This is a genomic window from Pseudomonas sp. DF11 (genome assembly GCF_058148565.1).
Window position 1 is genome coordinate 66008 of record NZ_JBYVYN010000011.1, and the last position, 17341, is coordinate 83348.

The window sequence follows — 17341 nt, forward strand, 5'->3', positions numbered from 1 at the left end:
TGGGAGCGAGCCTGCTCGCGATAGCGGTGGATTACTCAGTATTTATGTCGACTGACACAACGCTATCGCGAGCAGGCTCGCTCCCACAGGGGTTAGTAGTGTTCATCTGGTTTGTGGCATCAACCCTCCACCTGCCCCCACTGCTTACTCAAGCGCTTATCGGAAATCGGCACCTTGGTCCCCAGTTGCTGGGCAAACAGCGACACCCGGTACTCCTCCAGCCACCAGCGATACAGCTCCAACTGCGGATCGCGCTTGCCTTCCTGGAGGTGTTTGCTGGCACGGGTCTGGTATTGGGCCCAGAGGTTCGAAAGTTCACCGCTCCAGACCCGGTCTTTCTGCACCTGGCTGCCCAGCTTCTCGAAGCGCTGCTCGATGGCCTTGAGGTAGCGCGGCAGTTCCTTGAGCCATTGATGCGGGGTTTCGCGGACGAAGCCCGGGTACACCAGGTGGCTGAGCTGTTGCTTGATGTCGTTCAGCGCCACGGCCTGGGCCAGGTCGATCTTGCCCTTGAAGCGTTTTTGCAGGCCGTGCCAGAGCTTGAGGATGTCCAGGGTCAGCTTCGCCAGGCGTTCGGCGTGTTCGGTCCAGCCGCCACGCTTGCGCTCGGCCAGGGAGGCCAAGGCGGCGCCATCACGGGGCAGGCTCGCTTCGCCTTCGAGCACGCAACTGTCGAGGCTGACCAGCAGAATGTCTTCCACCAGGCTGTCGATGCGGCCCAAATCGCGGTACAACAGGCCCAGTTCCGTCAGGCCGGGCAGCTTGCCGCGCAGGAACTTGGCCGAATCGGCCAATTGCTGCATCAATAAGCGCTGCAAGGCGCGGCGATGCTGGAACTCGGCTTCGGCCGGGGTCGGGAATCGCCCTTCCTTGACCACGCCGCCCTCTTCCACCAGCGCCGGGTAGACCGTCATCGACAGCCCGGCGATCTTCTGTTGGGTTTTCTCCGCCACCGGCGCAAAAACTTTCGCCTCCACTGGCGCCTGGCTTTTTGCCGTTTGCGGTACGGCCAAGGCGGCCTGGCTGGCTTCGGCAAAACGCGCCGTCAGTTCCGCCAGGTCGCGACCTTCGCCGAGGAACTTACCCTGGCCATCGACGATTTCCAGGTTCATGCGCAGATGGCTTTCCACCTGCTGCGCCGCTTCGGCCCAGGCTTCGTCGCTGACCCGCGCGCCGGTCATGCGCAGCAGTTCGCGGCCCAGGGACTGCGGCAACGAGCCCTCGGCGAAGGTGATGCGTTGCAGTGCAGCCTTGACGAAGTCCGGCACCGGCACGAAGTTCTTGCGCAAGGCCTTGGGCAGGTTGCGCACCAGGGCGATGCACTTGGCCTCGATCATCCCCGGCACCAACCATTCCAGGCGCTCCGGCGGCAGCATCGGCAGCAACGGCGCCGGCACTCGCAGGGTCACGCCATCGCGGGGATGGTTGGGCTCGAAGTGATAGCTCAGCGGCAAGGTCAGGTCGCCAACGCGCAACGTGTCGGGGTAATACGCGGCGGTGACTTCACTGGCCTCGCGCGCCAGCACGTCTTCTTCGCGCATGATCAGCAACTGCGGGTCTTTCTGGCTGTTGATCCGGTACCAACTGTCGAAGGTCGCGGTCTGGTGGATCTCTGCCGGCAAGCGCGCGTCGTAGAAGGCGAACAGGGTTTCCTCGTCCGCCAGGATGTCGCGACGGCGGGCCTTGGCTTCCAGTTCGTCGAGCTGTTCAAGCAATTTGGTATTGGCACTCAGACACTTGGCCTTGGACTGGATCTCGCCGCGCACCAACGCCTCGCGGATGAACAGCTCCCGCGACACCACCGGGTCCACCGGCCCGTAGTGCACCGGCCGACGACCGACGACGATCAGCCCGAACAGGGTGATCTGCTCATACGCCACCACTTGCCCACGCTTCTTCTCCCAGTGGGGTTCGAAGTGGTTTTTCTTGATCAGGTGCCCGGCCAGCGGCTCGATCCAGTCCGGTTCGATCTTGGCCACCATGCGCGCGTAGAGCTTGGTGGTTTCCACCAGCTCGGCGGTCATCAGCCACTGCGGACGTTTCTTGCCCAGGCCCGATGACGGATGGACCCAGAACCGCCGCTGACGGGCGCCGAGGTAGTCGCCGTCTTCGGTTTTCTGGCCGATCTGGCTCAACAGGCCCGAGAGCACCGCCTTGTGCAGTTTCGGGTAATCGGCCGGTTCTTTGTTGAGGCTCAACTGCATGTCGCGGCAGATCAAACTCAACTGGCGATGGGAATCACGCCATTCACGCAGGCGCAGGTAATTGAGGAAATTCTTGCGGCACCAGTTACGCAGCGGGCTGGCGGTCAGGGCCTGGCGCTGCTCTTCGAAACCGCGCCACAGGTTGACCAGCCCGGCGAAATCCGAGTCCGCATCCTTCCACTGGGCGTGGGCCTGGTCGGCCGCTTGTTGACGCTCCGGCGGGCGCTCGCGCGGATCCTGGATCGACATGGCGCTGGCGACGATCAGCACCTCCTGCAAGCTGCCCAGCTTCGCCGCTTCCAACAGCATGCGGCCCATGCGCGGGTCCACCGGCAAGCGCGCCAATTGGCGACCGAGTGGGGTCAACTGGCTGTTGCGGTCCACCGCCGACAATTCTTGCAGCAGGTTGAAACCGTCGCTGATGGCCTTGCCGTCCGGCGGCTCGATGAAGGGGAAATCGGTGATTTCGCCGAGGCGCAGGTGCAGCATCTGCAAAATCACCGCCGCCAGGTTGGTGCGCAGGATCTCCGGGTCGGTGAATTCCGGCCGGCCGAGGAAATCCTCTTCGCTGTACAGCCGCACGCAAATCCCCGGTTCGACCCGTCCGCAACGGCCTTTGCGCTGGTTGGCGCTGGCCTGGGAGATGGCTTCGATGGGCAGCCGCTGGACCTTGGCGCGATAGCTGTAGCGGCTGATGCGCGCGGTGCCGCTGTCGATCACGTAGCGGATGCCCGGCACGGTCAGCGAGGTCTCGGCGACGTTGGTCGCCAGCACCACGCGACGACCTGGGTGGGACTGGAAGATCCGTTGCTGTTCGGCCGGCGACAGGCGCGCGTACAGCGGCAGAATCTCGGTGTGCTTGAGCTGAGCCTTGCGCAGCATTTCGGCTGCGTCGCGAATCTCCCGCTCGCCCGGCAGGAACACCAACACATCCCCGGAGCTGCGGCGCTCGCTGCGCTCGTAGGCGGCGATTTCATCGAGGGTGGCGAGGATTGCCTGATCGACAGTCAAGTCGTCCTCGACGCGGTTGCCCTCTTCGTCCTGCTCCAGGGTCAGCGGGCGATACCAGGTTTCCACCGGAAAGGTGCGGCCCGAGACTTCGACGATCGGCGCGTCATCGAAGTGTTTGGAAAAGCGCTCCAGGTCGATCGTCGCCGAGGTGATGATGACCTTGAGGTCCGGGCGGCGCGGCAGCAGGGTCTTGAGGTAGCCGAGCAGGAAGTCGATGTTCAGGCTGCGTTCGTGGGCTTCGTCGACGATGATCGTGTCGTAGCGCTCGAGGTAGCGATCGTTCTGAGTCTCGGCCAGCAGAATGCCGTCGGTCATCAACTTGATCAGGGTGTTGGCGTCGCTCTGGTCCTCAAAGCGCACCTGATAACCCACCAGCGCCCCCAACGGAGTGGCCAGTTCCTCGGCCACCCGACTCGCAACGCTGCGGGCGGCGATCCGGCGTGGCTGGGTGTGACCGATCAAGCCATGCTGGCCGCGACCGATTTCCAGGCAAATCTTCGGCAACTGCGTGGTTTTCCCCGAGCCGGTCTCGCCAGCGATGATCAGCACCTGATGCTTGAGCAGCGCCTGCTTGATTTCGTCGCGCTTGGCGGCAATCGGCAAGTTGTCGTCGTAGCGGATCACCGGCAGGCTCGCCTTGCGCGCCAGCACCTGATCGCACGACGCCTGCATGCGGGTCACCCACTGGGCCAGCTTGGCCTCGTCGGGTTTCTTGCGCAGCTCGAGCAACTGGCGCCGCAACCGGTGACGGTCGGCGAGCATAGCGTGGTCGAGGTTTTTCAGCAGCTTGTCGATAGCGGGGGCTTGGTCAGTCATCAGGTACGCAAGGGTCGTCGGTTTTGTGCAGGGGGCCGATTGTCGCAGATTTGTCCGTACCCCGCTGTTGTGGCGAGGGGATTTATCCCCGCTGGCCTGCGAAGCAGCCCTATTCAAGGCGACGCCAATGAGCTGATTCAACTCGGTCATCTTTGTGGCCGCTGCGCGCCCAAGCGGGGATAAATCCCCTCGCCACAGGGGCCTCGGTTGCCTTCCGTGTTATTCGTTGTCCGGATCCTTGCGCCGATACGGGAACACATCAATCACCTTCCCCGCCCGGATCGCCTCCTGCAGGCCTTTCCAGTAATCGGCGTTGTACAGCTCGCCATGCAACTGGTCGAACAGCTTGCGCTGCCCGGCGTCGGCGAACAGGAACGGTGGGAACTCTTCGGGGAACACGTCCAGCGGGCCGATGGAATACCAGGGCTCGGAGGCCATTTCGTCTTCCGGTGTGCGAGGCTGGGGGATGTGGCGGAAGTTGGCTTCGGTCAGGAAACAGATTTCATCGTAGTCGTAGAACACCACGCGGCCGTGGCGGGTCACGCCGAAGTTCTTGAGCAGCATGTCGCCGGGGAAGATATTCGCCGCCGCCAATTGCTTGATCGCCAGGCCATAATCTTCCAGTGCCTCGCGCACCTGGGCGTCGTTGGCGTTTTCCAGGTACAGGTTCAACGGCGTCATCCGGCGTTCGGTCCAGCAGTGGCGGATCAACACCGTATCGCCTTCCACCGACACCGTCGACGGTGCCACCTCCAGCAGCTCTTCCAGGCACGCCGGCTCGAACTTGCTCAGGGGAAAGCGGAAATCGGCGAACTCCTGGGTATCGGCCATGCGTCCGACCCGGTCGACACTTTTCACCAGACGGTACTTTTCGATCACCGTGGCCCGGTCGACGTTTTTCGACGGCGAGAAACGGTCCTTGATGATCTTGAACACCGTGTTGAAGCCCGGCAGGGTGAACACGCTCATGACCATGCCCCGCACACCCGGGGCCATGATGAACTGGTCGTCGGTGTTCGCCAGGTGATTGATCAACGCTCGGTAGAACTCCGACTTGCCGTGCTTGTAGAAACCGATGGAGGTGTACAGCTCGGCGATGTGCTTGCCCGGCAGGATGCGCTTGAGAAAGCCGATGAATTCCGCCGGCACCGGCACGTCCACCATGAAGTACGAGCGGGTGAACGAGAAGATGATCGAAACCTGCGCCTCGTCGGTGATCAGCGCATCGATCTGGATACCCCGGCCCTCGCGGTGCAACAGCGGGATCACCAGCGGCCATTGGTCGTCGCGGGTGTAGATCCGCCCCACCAGGTAGGCGCCCTTGTTGCGATAGAGCACCGAAGAAAACAACTCCACCGTCAGTTCCGGGTCCTTGCAGACCCAGTCCGGCAGGTTCTCGCGCAACTGCGCTTCGAGGCGTTGCAGGTCGCCCGGCAAATCGGCGTAGTCCTCGCTGAAACGGTAGTCGGCGAACACGCTCGCCAGCATCCGGTCCAACTGCCCCTGGGGCTTATAGGTGCGGGTCTGGGCGGCACGGGCCCGGCGCAGGCTGGGCCGGGTGGTATGGATGAACATGGTGCCGTCGCTGATCAGGTCGTGGCTGAACAACCCGCAGAAGATCGAGTTGTACCAGGTTTCCGACAGCTCATCGTCGAAGCGCAGGTCGATCAGGCTGATGTAGGCGCTTTTGACCAGCGGCCAGCAGCCCACATCCATCAGGGTTTCGGCTTCGAAGGCCTTGTGCAGCTTGGCGACGGTTTCGAAGACTTTTTCTTCGTACAAGTTGATGCGCGCCGCCGACGCCGCTTGCGCCTCCAGCCACAGGGCCTGCTCGAACCGGGCGCGGGCGCCATCGGTGATCTGCCGGAAATGCTCACGATAATCGTCGAAGCCGTCGAGGATCGAACGGGCGATTTCGAGGGCGGGCCATGGCTGCGGCATAGGTAAACCTCGGCGGGTCATGCTTGTTATTGGCGCCTGAGCTTAGAGGCCAATCAGGCGGCAATGCAACCATTGCCATCGCTATTCAGGACGGCGACACTTGCCGCCCAATCAAGGAAGGAATGACTCGTGAACCTCGTCGATATCCTGCGTTTACTGTCACTGGCCGCCATCTGGGGGGCCAGTTTCCTGTTCATGCGCATTATCGCCCCCGTCATTGGCACAATCCCCACTGCATTTTTTCGCGTGTCCATCGCCTTCGTCGGGTTGCTGGTGATCCTGGCCCTGATGCGCGTCGACTGGAATTTTCGCGGCAAGCTCAAGGTCGTGATGGGGCTGGGCTTGATCAACTCGGGCATTCCGGCAACGTTCTATTCATTGGCGGCCCAGGTGCTGCCAGCCGGTTACTCGGCGATCTTCAACGCCACCACGCCGTTGATGGGGGTGTTGATCGGCGGTTTGTTCTTCAGCGAAAAGCTCACCCTGGCCAAGGTCAGCGGTGTCTGCCTGGGGCTGCTGGGTGTTGGCATCCTGACCCGCGCCGGCCCGGTGGCGTTCGACCTGCAATTGTTGATGGGCGCCCTCGCCTGCCTGCTGGCCACGACCTGCTACGGCTTTGCCGGTTTCCTCACCCGTCGCTGGCTCGATCACCAAGGAGGCCTGGACAGCCGTCTCTCGGCCCTGGGCAGCATGTTCGGCGCCACGGTGTTTTTACTGCCGCTGTTTGGCTACAGCGTCATCAGCCAGCCACCGGCCAGCTGGGGTGGCTGGAGCGTCTGGTTGTCACTGCTGGGGCTGGGCCTGGTGTGTACCGCCCTGGCGTACATTCTTTACTTCCGCTTGCTCAGTTCCATCGGCCCGGTCAAATCCATGACCGTGACATTCCTGATCCCGCCGTTCGGCGTGCTGTGGGGGGCGTTGCTGCTGGATGAACCGTTGGGGATGGCCCATCTCTATGGCGGGGTGTTGATTGCGGCGGCGTTGTGGTTGGTGCTCAAGCCTGCGGCTGTGAAACCGGCTGAAGTGTCTGCCCGGTAGTTCATCGGTGCGGCCAAAAATGCCTTCGCGAGCAAGCCCGCTCCCACAAGGCCTGTACATAACCTGTGGGAGCGGGCTTGCTCGCGAAAGCAATGGTGCAGTCACTAAAGATCCAAGGGCTAGCGGCTCTTACGAAACACAAACACCAACCCCACGATGATCAGCGCCATCCCCAGCAAGCTCAACAACGCCAGCCGGTTGCCAAACACCAGGTAATCCATGATCGCCGTCACCGCCGGCACCAGATAGAACAGGCTGGTGACATTCACCAGGTTGCCGCGGGCGATCAGTCGGTACAGCAGCAACGTCGCCAGCACCGACACCACCAACCCCATCCACAACACCGGCACGAAGAACCCCGTGCTGTATTCGAAATGGAACGGCTGGAACGGCACGAACACCGCGCAAAGCAGCAGCCCGGCCAGGTACTGCACCGGCAGCGTACCCAGGGGGTTGTCGGTGATGCGTTTCTGCATGATGGAACCGGCCGTCATACTCACCAACGCCAACAACCCACAGAGCATTCCGGCCAGGGACATGCCCGCCAGGCCAATGCCCTGGTACACGACCATGACCAACCCGACCAAGCCCAGCACCAGGCCGAACATCCTCGACCAGGAACGCTGACGTTCCATGAGCACCACGGTCAGGATCGGTTGCACCCCCATCAGGGTGGCCATGACTCCCGGTGTGACACTCATTTGCAGCGCCAGCAGATAAAAAATCTGGTAGGCGCCCAGCAGCACCAGCCCGGTGGTCACCGCGTAGCGCATTGGCTTGCCGGTCTTGGGCAGCTTTAACTTGAGCAACGGAATCAACAGCACCAGAGCGAACAACGCGATGGCAAAACGGATCAGCAAAAAGGCGAAGGGTGAAGCGTGGGCCAGGCCCAGCTTGGAAAAGATCGCCCCGCTGCTCCACAGCAAAACGAACAGGCTCGTGGAAGCCGCCGCCAATAAGGCGTTTTTGGAAAGGGAAAACATGGATACCACCTGTAGTCAGGCAAAGAGCCAACTCAGCCGAGGCTGAAGTCCAGTAGTTTTTTTCAGGCGGGCACAGGGGATGGCAACCGTTGCCGATCAGCCCTGAATGCCAACACCCGGCGGTGATACGACGGCGTACACCGATGAGCTACGGACAGGTGGAGGGTATTGACCGATCTGCGCAGGCTGCTGGCTCCCACACGGCACGACGCCAGCGTTGAACGCTGGAACCACGACCGCGATGACAGGGGATGCAGGCATGAGCCGATCTCTTGAAGGGTGGGTTCGAAAACCCGAAGAGCGCTGACTATAACCAGCGCCCGAGGGACTATGCAATGTTTAAACGAACAACCAATAACCAAGCGCCGTGAGCACCACCACTGCCAACACGGGCCGCATCACCCGGTACGCCTTGGGATGCTTGCGCTTGAATTGCTTGACCCGGCCACTGATGCCGTCGCTGAACGACTTGCTCCAGGCATACGCCCGGTTGATGCCGCCGACGTGTTCATCGTCCAGGTTCTGCGGCGCGGTGGCGCGGCCCAGGAAAGCGCTGATGGTACGGTTGAGGCGGGTCATCAAGCGGCTTTTCAAGGGCCGCTCGACATCACAGAACAGGATCACGCGGGTCTGCGGAGTTTCGTTCTTGACCCAGTGCACATAGGTTTCATCGAACATGACGTCTTCGCCATCGCGCCAGGCGTAGATCTGACCGTCGACGAAGATCCGGCAATCATCGGAATTGGGCGTGGACAGCCCCAGGTGATAACGCAACGAACCGGCGAAGGGGTCTCGATGTGGGTTCAGGTGGCTGCCACCCGGCAGCAGGGCAAACATCGCGCCCCGCACGTTGGGGATCCGGCTGACCAGCTCGACAGTCCTGGGGCACAGCAACTCAGCCGACGGCAACGGTTTGTCGTACCACTTGAGGTAGAAACGCTTCCAGCCCTTCTTGAAGAACGAGCCAAAACCTGCGTCGTTGTTCTTCTCGGCAGCGCGAATATAGCCCTCGTCGAACAAGTGCATGGCCTCGTCGCGAATGACTTGCCAGTTATCCTTGAGCACATCCAGCTCGGGAAACTTGCTGCGGTCCAGGTAAGGCCTCGAGGGCACGCCGGAGAACAGGTACATCAAGGTGTTATAAGGGGCGAACAGCGCCGAGTGGTTGACGAACTGGCGCAACACTGGCAAACGCGCCTTGCCACGCAAATGCACATAAAGCGTACTGCCCAAAAACAGCAGCAACACTGAGGCTTTGGCGACAAACGAAACGGTCATTTTACAACTCCTTGTCCAAAAACAACTTACGCAACGCCAACTGCCCGACGTAGCCGAGGGCCATGGTAAAGCCTCATCGCCCAGGTAAAAACCGTCTGACGCAACATTCTCTGTTGAGTGAAACGCAATAAACACTTTCTAACAGGGGCCGCCTGAACCTTGGCTGACGCCGGTCAAACAAGCCTTTTCTTAGACCTTGTTATTACCCTGTGGCGAGGGGATTTATCCCCGTTGGGTTGCGAAGCAGCCCCCAAACCTGACACCTCGTCTATCGAGAGTGACTGGTCCTCTGAAGGACTGCTGCGCAGTCCCACGGGGATAAATCCCCTCGCCACAACAAGATCCACTCACCACCGCAGTGAATCCACCGTTACTGCTGAATCTCCTGCTCGGTAAACAGATCACTGAACAACATGCTCGACAAGTACCGCTCGCCTGAATCCGGCAGGATCACGACGATGGTCTTGCCCTGCATTTCCGGTTTCTCCGCCAGGCGCACGGCCACGGCCATCGCCGCGCCACAAGAGATCCCGCAGAGAATTCCCTCCTCCTGCATCAAGCGCAGGGCCATGGCCTTGGACTCGTCGTCGGAGACCCGCTCGACCTGGTCGACAATCGACAGATCGAGGTTCTTCGGCACGAACCCGGCGCCGATTCCCTGGATCTTGTGAGGGCTGGGCTTGATCTCCTGGCCCGCCATCGCCTGGGTAATCACCGGCGAAACCTCGGGCTCGACCGCCACCGACAGGATCGGTTTGCCACAGGTGTTCTTGATATACCGCGAAACCCCGGTAATGGTTCCGCCGGTGCCCACACCCGCGACCAGCACATCCACCGCGCCATCGGTATCGTTCCAGATTTCCGGGCCGGTGGTTTTTTCGTGGATCGCCGGATTCGCCGGGTTATCGAACTGCTGCGGCATGAAGTACTTGGATGGATCGCTGGCCAGGATCTCGGTGGCTTTCTCGATGGCCCCCTTCATTCCCTTCGCCGGCTCGGTGAGTACCAGCTCAGCGCCCAAGGCCTTGAGCACTTTGCGCCGCTCGATGCTCATGGAAGCGGGCATGGTCAGCATCAGCTTGTAGCCACGGGCGGCGGCGACGAACGCCAGGCCGATACCGGTGTTGCCCGAGGTCGGTTCGACAATGGTCATGCCAGGCTTGAGTTTGCCCGAGCTTTCAGCGTCCCAGATCATGTTCGCGCCGATCCGGCATTTGACCGAATACCCCGGGTTACGCCCCTCGATCTTGGCCAGGATGGTTACACCGCGCGGCGCAATGCGGTTGATCTGTACCAGTGGCGTATTACCGATGGAATGGGCGTTGTCAGCGAATATACGGCTCATGGCTGGGTCCTTAATGCGGCGGGAATTTAAGCCTTTAAAGGTATGCCTGTTGCCCATGGGCGTCCAGTTGCACCGAACGTTCCCAATGTTGCGACAGTCAATGGCAGTAGAAGGCGTTCCCCAACAAACGCTGGAGACTGACTGACATGAAGCGTCGATACAGCTGGCCACTGTGGACCCTAGCCGCCATCGTTGCGGTACTCGTGGCCCTGCATTTCACCCTGCCCTATCTGGTGCGCAACTATCTGAACGACAAACTGGCCGACATGGGCGACTACCGCGGTCAGGTTCTCGACGTAGACCTGGCGCTTTGGCGCGGGGCCTACCGGATCAATGGCCTGAAAATCGTCAAGGTCGACGGCAAGGTCCCGGTGCCGTTCGTCGACGCGCCGTTGATCGACCTGTCCGTGAGCTGGCATTCGCTGTGGTACGACCATGCGGTGGTGGCCGAGGTAGAGTTCGCCCGTCCCGAAGTGAACTTCGTCGACGGTGGGGCCAACCGACAGAACTCCCAGACTGGCCAGGGCACCAACTGGCGCGAACAACTGAGCAAGTTGCTGCCCATTACCCTCAACGAGGTGCGGATCAGGGACGGCAAGGTCACCTTTCGCAATTTCAATTCAAAGCCGCCGGTCAACCTGCGGGCCACCGACGTCAACGCCAGCTTCTACAACCTGACCAATGTGGTAGACACCAAGGGCAAGCGCGACGCCCGTTTCGAGGGCAAGGCCCTGGTGGCCGAACATGCGCCCCTGGAGATGCAGGCCACCTTCGACCCGTTGAGCAACTTCGAGGATTTCGATTTCCGCCTGCGGGCCAGGGACATCGAACTCAAGCGCCTGAACGATTTCGCCGCGGCCTATGGCAAATTCGACTTCAATGCCGGCCACGGCGACCTGGTGATCGAAGCTGAAGCGGACAGCGCCAGGCTCAGCGGCTACATCAAGCCGTTGCTGCGTGATGTCGATGTATTCGACTGGCAGCAGGACGTGGAAAACAAGAACAAAAATATCTTCCGTTCAGTCTGGGAAGCGCTGGTCGGCACAGGCGAAACAGCCCTCAAGAACCAGCGCAAGAACCAGTTCGCCACCCGAGTGGAACTCAGCGGCAATGTTCACCAGCAGGACATCAGCGCCTTCGAAGCCTTCCTGCAAATCCTGCGCAATGGTTTCGTCCAGGCGTTCAACGCCCGCTATGAGCAGCCGCCACCTTCAAACGATTAAGATTTGCGCGTAATGGTATAGCGACCCGTTTTTTCCGCCGCCGCTATTGCCGTTCCGCGCTGCAGCGAGTCCCAACCCAGGCAAGCCAGGGCCAGCGAACGCGGCACCGCCTCGCGACCACTGCTGTAGCGAGTGATGCTGCGAGCGCTGACCCCCAACGCTTCGGCGGCTTTGTTCAACGGCAAGCCGGTGCGGGCACGCCAGTCGATGAAGATGCGGGTGTTTTCATCCACGGCATTTTGCGCCAACGCATCCAGATAAAGGGTATCGGCACCGATCTGGATATCCAGTTCGGGCCATTCCACGCTCCAGCCATCATCCCCCAGGCTCGCGCCTCCAAACGCGCCCTCTTCAAGCAAAGGCTGCAAGCCCGGATAACGTTGCACATCGGCGCTCATGTCCAACGTCAGCCGCTGCCCGTCAATGAACGTCAGTTCGAGCCTGAAAGGCGATAAGGCCTGCACGGCCAATAGCCGAGGCCGTTTCATGGGTAACATCGTTGCCAATCCTCCAACAGTTGCACCTGATGGGCCCTGACCCAGTCCAGTGCCTCCTTAATGATCAACGGCGGCGCCCGCCCCATCATCACTTCGACGGTTTCCAGGCTCAGCACCACATCCAGCCCGCCACCGGTGAGGTGAACATGGGGCGGCGGATGGCCCCTTTCGCGCAGTTGAATACGGTAGGTATCTCTGAATCGATATTTAGTAGACATGCACTCAACATATCGCCAAATTGGCGATATGCAATACTGGCAAGGCGCCGAGACTGAGTCAACATGTGACGCTCCATTCAGAGACTGAATACAGCGTCTGCGTTCACAGTCGGCGGGGCGTCGCGTTATAGTCGGGCACGATATTTATTTCGCGCGCCCCGCCTCGCCGGGCCGGCGACACGTTCGAGGAAATTGCAGATGAAGTTCGAAGGCACCAGCGCCTACGTGGCCACCGATGACCTGAAACTGGCCGTGAACGCCGCCATCACCCTGGAGCGGCCGCTGCTGGTCAAGGGCGAACCGGGCACCGGCAAGACCATGCTCGCCGAACAACTGGCCGAGTCCTTCGGCGCGCGGCTGATCACCTGGCACATCAAGTCCACCACCAAGGCTCACCAGGGCCTGTACGAGTACGACGCGGTCAGCCGCCTGCGGGACTCGCAGTTGGGCGTGGACAAAGTCCACGACGTACGCAACTACCTGAAGAAGGGCAAGCTCTGGGAAGCCTTCGAGTCCGAGGAGCGGGTGATCCTGCTGATCGACGAGATCGACAAGGCCGACATCGAGTTCCCCAATGACCTGCTGCAAGAACTCGACAAGATGGAGTTCTACGTCTACGAGACCGACGAAACCATCAAGGCCAAGCAGCGGCCGATCATCATCATTACCTCCAACAACGAGAAGGAACTGCCCGATGCGTTCCTGCGCCGTTGCTTCTTCCACTACATCGCCTTCCCCGACCGCGTCACCCTGCAGAAAATCGTCGATGTACATTACCCGGACATCAAGAAAGACCTGGTCAGCGAAGCGCTGGACGTGTTCTTCGACGTGCGCAAGGTGCCGGGCCTGAAGAAAAAGCCTTCCACCTCCGAACTGGTGGATTGGCTCAAGCTGCTGATGGCCGACAACATCGGCGAAGCAGTGCTGCGCGAGCGTGATCCGACCAAGGCCATTCCGCCGCTGGCCGGCGCCCTGGTCAAGAACGAACAGGACGTGCAATTGCTCGAGCGCCTGGCGTTCATGAGCCGTCGCGGCACTCGCTGATCCTCTTCGTTTAACAAGAGCGAGGGCGATTGCCATGCTGCTTAACCTGTTCAATGAGATGCGTGCCGCCAAGGTGCCCGTGTCGGTGCGTGAACTGCTGGACCTGATCAACGCGCTGAAACAGCGGGTGACCTTCGCCGACATGGACGAGTTCTATTACCTGTCCCGGGCGATCCTGGTGAAGGACGAACGGCATTTCGACAAGTTCGACCGGGCGTTCGCCGCGTACTTCAATGGCCTGGAAAAACTCGACGATCATCTCCAGGCCTTGATTCCCGAAGACTGGCTGCGCAAGGAGTTCGAGCGCTCGCTGACCGATGAAGAGCGGGCGCAGATCCAGTCCCTCGGTGGCCTGGACAAGCTGATCGAAGAATTCAAGAAACGCCTGGAAGAACAGAAGGAGCGCCATGCCGGCGGCAACAAGTGGATCGGCACCGGCGGCACCAGCCCGTTCGGCTCCGGCGGCTTCAACCCCGAGGGCATCCGCGTCGGCGACGCCGGCAAACGCCAGGGCAAGGCCGTGAAGGTCTGGGACCAGCGTGAGTACAAGAACCTCGACGACCAGGTGGAACTGGGCACCCGTAACATCAAGATCGCCCTGCGCCGCCTGCGCAAGTTCGCCCGCCAGGGTGCGGCCGAAGAGCTGGACATCGACGGCACCATCGACCACACCGCCCGGGACGCCGGCCTGTTGAACATCCAGATGCGCCCGGAACGACGCAACACCGTCAAGTTGTTGCTGCTGTTCGACATCGGTGGCTCGATGGATGCCCACGTGAAGATCTGCGAAGAACTGTTCTCGGCCTGCAAGACCGAGTTCAAGCACCTGGAGTACTTCTACTTCCACAACTTCATCTACGAATCGGTGTGGAAGAACAACCTGCGCCGCACTTCCGAGCGTACCTCGACCCAGGATTTGCTGCACAAGTACGGCGCCGATTACAAAGTGATCTTCATCGGTGACGCCGCCATGGCGCCCTATGAAATCACCCAGGCCGGCGGCAGCGTCGAACACTGGAACGAAGAAGCCGGTTATGTCTGGATGCAGCGCTTCATGGAGACGTACAAGAAGCTCATCTGGATCAACCCTTACCCCAAGGACACTTGGGGTTACACCGCCTCGACCAATATCGTGCGCGAGTTGGTGGAAGACCGGATGTATCCACTGACCTTGCGGGGGTTGGAGGAAGGGATGCGGTTTCTTTCCAAGTAAGATTTATTGGTGCCCTTCAGGGCCTCATCGCGAGCAGGCTCGCTCCCACAAGGGGTCTTGTGTACGACGAAGATCCAGTGTGGGAGCGAGCCTGCTCGCGATGCTTTTAGCGATTTAACAGCCCCCGCAGGCACTCCACCTGCTGCCGATGCGCAACCTCCTGCACCACTGGCCGCAAACGCACCTGCGTCCCCGGCAAGCATTGCGCCAGCCGGGCCAGGGCCAACGGGGTCAAGGCGCCCAGGCGTGGGTAGCCGCCGATGGTTTGCCGGTCGTTGAGCAGCACGATCGGCTGGCCGTCCGGCGGCACCTGCACAGCGCCCAGGGGGATGCCTTCGGAAATCATCGCCGGCCCCTGGTATTCCAGGGCCGTGCCGAGCAAACGGATGCCCATGCGGTCGGCGCGACTGTCCAACGTCCACGGGGTGTTGAACGCATCGAACAGGCTGCGGCCACTGAACGCTCCGTTCTGCGCTCCCAGGATCAGGTCCAGCGGCTGCGCGGGCTGGAAATCCGGAATCCGCGCGTGCGGCATGGGCCGAGGCGTCGCCGAGCCTGAATAGCTCAAGTGCGCGCCGCGACTCAGCGCCCGCCCTCGCCCATCCAGGCCACCAAGCTCCTCACGCAGCACCGTCGCCCGGCTGCCCAACACCGCTGGCGCATTGAAACCGCCGGGAGCTGCCAGGTAGGCCCGGGCACCGAGCACCGGCTGGGTGAGCGCCAGCACCTGGCCTTTGCGCAAGCTGAAGAAGCGCCACGACGCCACCGCCTGGCCGTCTATCCGTGCCCCCAGGTCCGCACCGGCCAGCGCCAGCACGCAGTCCTCTTCAGCCACCACGGTGAAACCGCCGAGGGTAATCTCCACCACCGTCGCCCCCAGGGCATTACCGAGCATCCAGTTGGCCCAGGCCATCGACAACCAGTCCGCCGCGCCGCCCTGGGTCACGCCCAGATGCCTCACGCCAAAACGACCGGCGTCCTGCAACAGGCACAGCGGTGTGCTGGCCTCGATCAACAACCGGCTCATGCCTGGGCCTCCAACGGTGTGTCGTCGCCACCCAGGGCGATGAATTCGGCGTGGTCCACGGGGGCAAATCGCACCGTGTCCCCCGGCTGCATCAGGCTGTAGCCGTCGCGCTCGCGATCAAACAGTTTGGTCGGGGTGCGACCGATCAGGTTCCAGCCGCCGGGCGACACCACCGGATACGCCGCAGTCTGGCGCTCGGCGATGCCGACGCTGCCCGCCGCCACGCGTTTGCGCGGCGTGTCTAAGCGCGGTGCGGCCAGTTCCTCGTCCACCAGCCCCATGAAGGCGAAGCCAGGGGCAAAACCCAGGGCGAACACCTGGTACTCGCGCTCGCTATGGCGGCGGATCACCTGGGCGACCGTCAACCCGCTGCGGTTCGCCAGCAGCTCCAGCTCCGGCCCGACGCTGAGGTCGTACCACACCGGCAGCACGTGGCATTGGCCGGCGGACTGGGCATCGGGTGAAAGATTATTCAGCGCCTCGCCGACCAGGTCACGCGCCTGCGCTGGAGTCAAGGCGAGCAAATCATAGTGCACCATCAACGTGGTATAGGACGGCACCAGGTCGATCAGATGCTCGGCAAACACCGCCCGCAGGCGTTCGCTGGCGGCGAGCATCCAGGGCATGTTGGCCTCGGCGATCTCATCGAACAGGCGCACCATCAGGCAGTCCACCGCCACCACTTCCAAGCGTGGTTTCATGGTGCACTCTGCCGGTCCAGGGCTTCGCGGATGCGTTGCACGGCCGCCACGGAGCTGGCGTTGTCACCGTGCACGCACAGGGTGTTGGCCTTCAGGTGCAAGGCGCTGCCATCACTGGCGGTCAACGCATCGCCGCGGGCGATGGTCAGGGCCTGCCCGATGATGACCTCGGGCTCGTGGTGCACCGCACCCGGCGCCTGCCGTGAAACCAGGCGACCGGCACTGTCATAGGCGCGATCAGCGAAGGCCTCGAACCACAGGGTCAGGCCGTATTCGTCGCCCAGGGCCTGGGCGGCGCTGTTGTCCCGAGTCGCCATGAGCATCAGCGGCAGCTGCCGATCATAGGCGGCGACAGCCTGGATCACCGCACGCAGTTGCGCCGGATTGGCCATCATGTCGTTGTACATCGCGCCATGGGGCTTGACGTAGCTGACCCGTCCGCCCTGGGCCCGGCAGATGCCGTCGAGCGCGCCGATCTGGTAGTGCAGCAAGTCCTGCAATTCCTGGGCGCCATAGGCCATGGAGCGGCGGCCGAAGCCCGCCAGGTCCTGATAGGCCGGGTGCGCGCCGATCCGCACGCCGTGGCTCAGGGCCAGGCTGACGGTCTTGCGCATGATGCTCGGGTCGCCAGCATGGAAGCCGCAGGCAATGTTGGCGCAATCGATGAAGGGCATGACCTCGGCGTCCAGACCCATGGTCCAGCTGCCGAAGCTTTCGCCAATGTCGCAGTTCAATAGCAGGCGGCTCACGGTGAACGCTCCTGTAGGTTATGTCTTCGTTTAACTGTGGGACATGTGCCCGC

General features: G+C 61.7%; 14 protein-coding genes. 4 read left to right on the forward strand and 10 right to left on the reverse strand.

The annotated features are described in order from the left end of the window. Positions 1–119: 119 nt before the first annotated feature. Entirely contained in the window at positions 120–4031 is a 3912-nt protein-coding gene (hrpA, locus tag AC30D9_RS25865) for an ATP-dependent RNA helicase HrpA (protein WP_490145133.1), read from the reverse strand. A 219-nt stretch (positions 4032–4250) separates the two neighbouring features. Beyond that, entirely contained in the window at positions 4251–5972 is a 1722-nt protein-coding gene (gene aceK, locus AC30D9_RS25870; RefSeq protein ID WP_307571569.1) for a bifunctional isocitrate dehydrogenase kinase/phosphatase, read from the reverse strand. 129 nt (positions 5973–6101) lie between these two features. Here aceK and AC30D9_RS25875 point away from each other — a divergent pair, with 129 nt between their 5' ends. After that, positions 6102–7010: a DMT family transporter gene (locus tag AC30D9_RS25875; protein WP_134923232.1), complete on the forward strand. Its 909-nt coding sequence runs from the start codon at positions 6102–6104 to the stop codon at positions 7008–7010. A 119-nt stretch (positions 7011–7129) separates the two neighbouring features. Here the strand turns inward: AC30D9_RS25875 and AC30D9_RS25880 are convergent, their stop codons facing one another. The 3 genes from AC30D9_RS25880 to cysK form a co-directional block, all read right to left on the reverse strand. Beyond that, on the reverse strand, positions 7130–7993 hold the full coding sequence (locus AC30D9_RS25880; RefSeq protein WP_134923231.1) for a DMT family transporter: 864 nt from the start codon (positions 7991–7993) through the stop codon (positions 7130–7132). A 339-nt stretch (positions 7994–8332) separates the two neighbouring features. After that, entirely contained in the window at positions 8333–9271 is a 939-nt protein-coding gene (locus tag AC30D9_RS25885) for an aspartyl/asparaginyl beta-hydroxylase domain-containing protein (RefSeq protein ID WP_307571571.1), read from the reverse strand. A gap of 370 nt (positions 9272–9641) precedes the next feature. After that, positions 9642–10616, reverse strand: a complete 975-nt coding sequence (gene cysK, locus AC30D9_RS25890; RefSeq protein WP_109755841.1) for a cysteine synthase A — start codon at positions 10614–10616, stop codon at positions 9642–9644. 146 nt (positions 10617–10762) lie between these two features. On the opposite strand from cysK, the gene AC30D9_RS25895 reads away from it, so the two are divergent. After that, positions 10763–11839 (forward strand): DUF748 domain-containing protein, encoded by a 1077-nt coding sequence (locus AC30D9_RS25895; RefSeq protein WP_490145134.1) that lies wholly within the window; start codon positions 10763–10765, stop codon positions 11837–11839. On the opposite strand, the gene AC30D9_RS25900 is transcribed toward AC30D9_RS25895, so the two are convergent. Both AC30D9_RS25900 and AC30D9_RS25905 read right to left on the reverse strand, forming a co-directional pair. After that, positions 11836–12336 carry a DUF2442 domain-containing protein gene (locus tag AC30D9_RS25900; RefSeq protein WP_134923229.1) on the reverse strand — a complete coding sequence of 167 codons (501 nt, stop codon included), beginning with the start codon at positions 12334–12336 and terminating at the stop codon, positions 11836–11838. The two genes, AC30D9_RS25895 and AC30D9_RS25900, sit on opposite strands and share 4 nt — an antisense overlap. Beyond that, a complete protein-coding gene (locus AC30D9_RS25905) occupies positions 12324–12554 on the reverse strand; it encodes a DUF4160 domain-containing protein (protein ID WP_490145135.1) in 231 nt (76 codons plus the stop codon). Before AC30D9_RS25905 ends, AC30D9_RS25900 begins: the two co-directional genes overlap by 13 nt. A 198-nt stretch (positions 12555–12752) precedes the next feature. On the opposite strand from AC30D9_RS25905, the gene AC30D9_RS25910 reads away from it, so the two are divergent. Next, entirely contained in the window at positions 12753–13598 is an 846-nt protein-coding gene (locus AC30D9_RS25910; protein ID WP_003184225.1) for an AAA family ATPase, read from the forward strand. A 34-nt stretch (positions 13599–13632) separates the two neighbouring features. Continuing rightward, the gene (locus tag AC30D9_RS25915) at positions 13633–14811 is read left to right on the forward strand and encodes a vWA domain-containing protein (RefSeq protein ID WP_134923228.1); all 1179 of its coding nucleotides are present in this window, start codon (positions 13633–13635) and stop codon (positions 14809–14811) included. A 106-nt stretch (positions 14812–14917) separates the two neighbouring features. Here the strand turns inward: AC30D9_RS25915 and AC30D9_RS25920 are convergent, their stop codons facing one another. Genes AC30D9_RS25920 through AC30D9_RS25930 form a run of 3 tightly spaced genes read right to left on the reverse strand, consistent with a single transcriptional unit; the run spans position 14918 to position 17288 of the window. Further along, positions 14918–15838: a 5-oxoprolinase subunit C family protein gene (locus AC30D9_RS25920; RefSeq protein WP_134923227.1), complete on the reverse strand. Its 921-nt coding sequence runs from the start codon at positions 15836–15838 to the stop codon at positions 14918–14920. Then, complete coding sequence (pxpB, locus tag AC30D9_RS25925) at positions 15835–16539, reverse strand: 5-oxoprolinase subunit PxpB (protein WP_490145136.1); 705 nt, start codon at positions 16537–16539, stop codon at positions 15835–15837. The genes AC30D9_RS25920 and pxpB overlap by 4 nt, the downstream gene beginning before the upstream one ends. Next, entirely contained in the window at positions 16536–17288 is a 753-nt protein-coding gene (locus AC30D9_RS25930; RefSeq protein WP_134923225.1) for a 5-oxoprolinase subunit PxpA, read from the reverse strand. Before AC30D9_RS25930 ends, pxpB begins: the two co-directional genes overlap by 4 nt. Between the last annotated feature and the right edge of the window lie 53 nt (positions 17289–17341).

Excerpts from the sequence above, each read along its gene's own strand:
- hrpA (WP_490145133.1), bottom strand. The coding sequence starts at position 4,031 with ATGACTGACCAAGCCCCCGCTATCGACAAGCTGCTGAAAAACCTCGAC.
- aceK (WP_307571569.1), bottom strand. The coding sequence starts at position 5,972 with ATGCCGCAGCCATGGCCCGCCCTCGAAATCGCCCGTTCGATCCTCGAC.
- AC30D9_RS25880 (WP_134923231.1), bottom strand. The coding sequence starts at position 7,993 with ATGTTTTCCCTTTCCAAAAACGCCTTATTGGCGGCGGCTTCCACGAGC.
- AC30D9_RS25885 (WP_307571571.1), bottom strand. The coding sequence starts at position 9,271 with ATGACCGTTTCGTTTGTCGCCAAAGCCTCAGTGTTGCTGCTGTTTTTG.
- cysK (WP_109755841.1), bottom strand. The coding sequence starts at position 10,616 with ATGAGCCGTATATTCGCTGACAACGCCCATTCCATCGGTAATACGCCA.
- AC30D9_RS25895 (WP_490145134.1), top strand. The coding sequence starts at position 10,763 with ATGAAGCGTCGATACAGCTGGCCACTGTGGACCCTAGCCGCCATCGTT.
- AC30D9_RS25900 (WP_134923229.1), bottom strand. The coding sequence starts at position 12,336 with ATGTTACCCATGAAACGGCCTCGGCTATTGGCCGTGCAGGCCTTATCG.
- AC30D9_RS25905 (WP_490145135.1), bottom strand. The coding sequence starts at position 12,554 with ATGTCTACTAAATATCGATTCAGAGATACCTACCGTATTCAACTGCGC.
- AC30D9_RS25910 (WP_003184225.1), top strand. The coding sequence starts at position 12,753 with ATGAAGTTCGAAGGCACCAGCGCCTACGTGGCCACCGATGACCTGAAA.
- AC30D9_RS25915 (WP_134923228.1), top strand. The coding sequence starts at position 13,633 with ATGCTGCTTAACCTGTTCAATGAGATGCGTGCCGCCAAGGTGCCCGTG.
- AC30D9_RS25920 (WP_134923227.1), bottom strand. The coding sequence starts at position 15,838 with ATGAGCCGGTTGTTGATCGAGGCCAGCACACCGCTGTGCCTGTTGCAG.
- pxpB (WP_490145136.1), bottom strand. The coding sequence starts at position 16,539 with ATGAAACCACGCTTGGAAGTGGTGGCGGTGGACTGCCTGATGGTGCGC.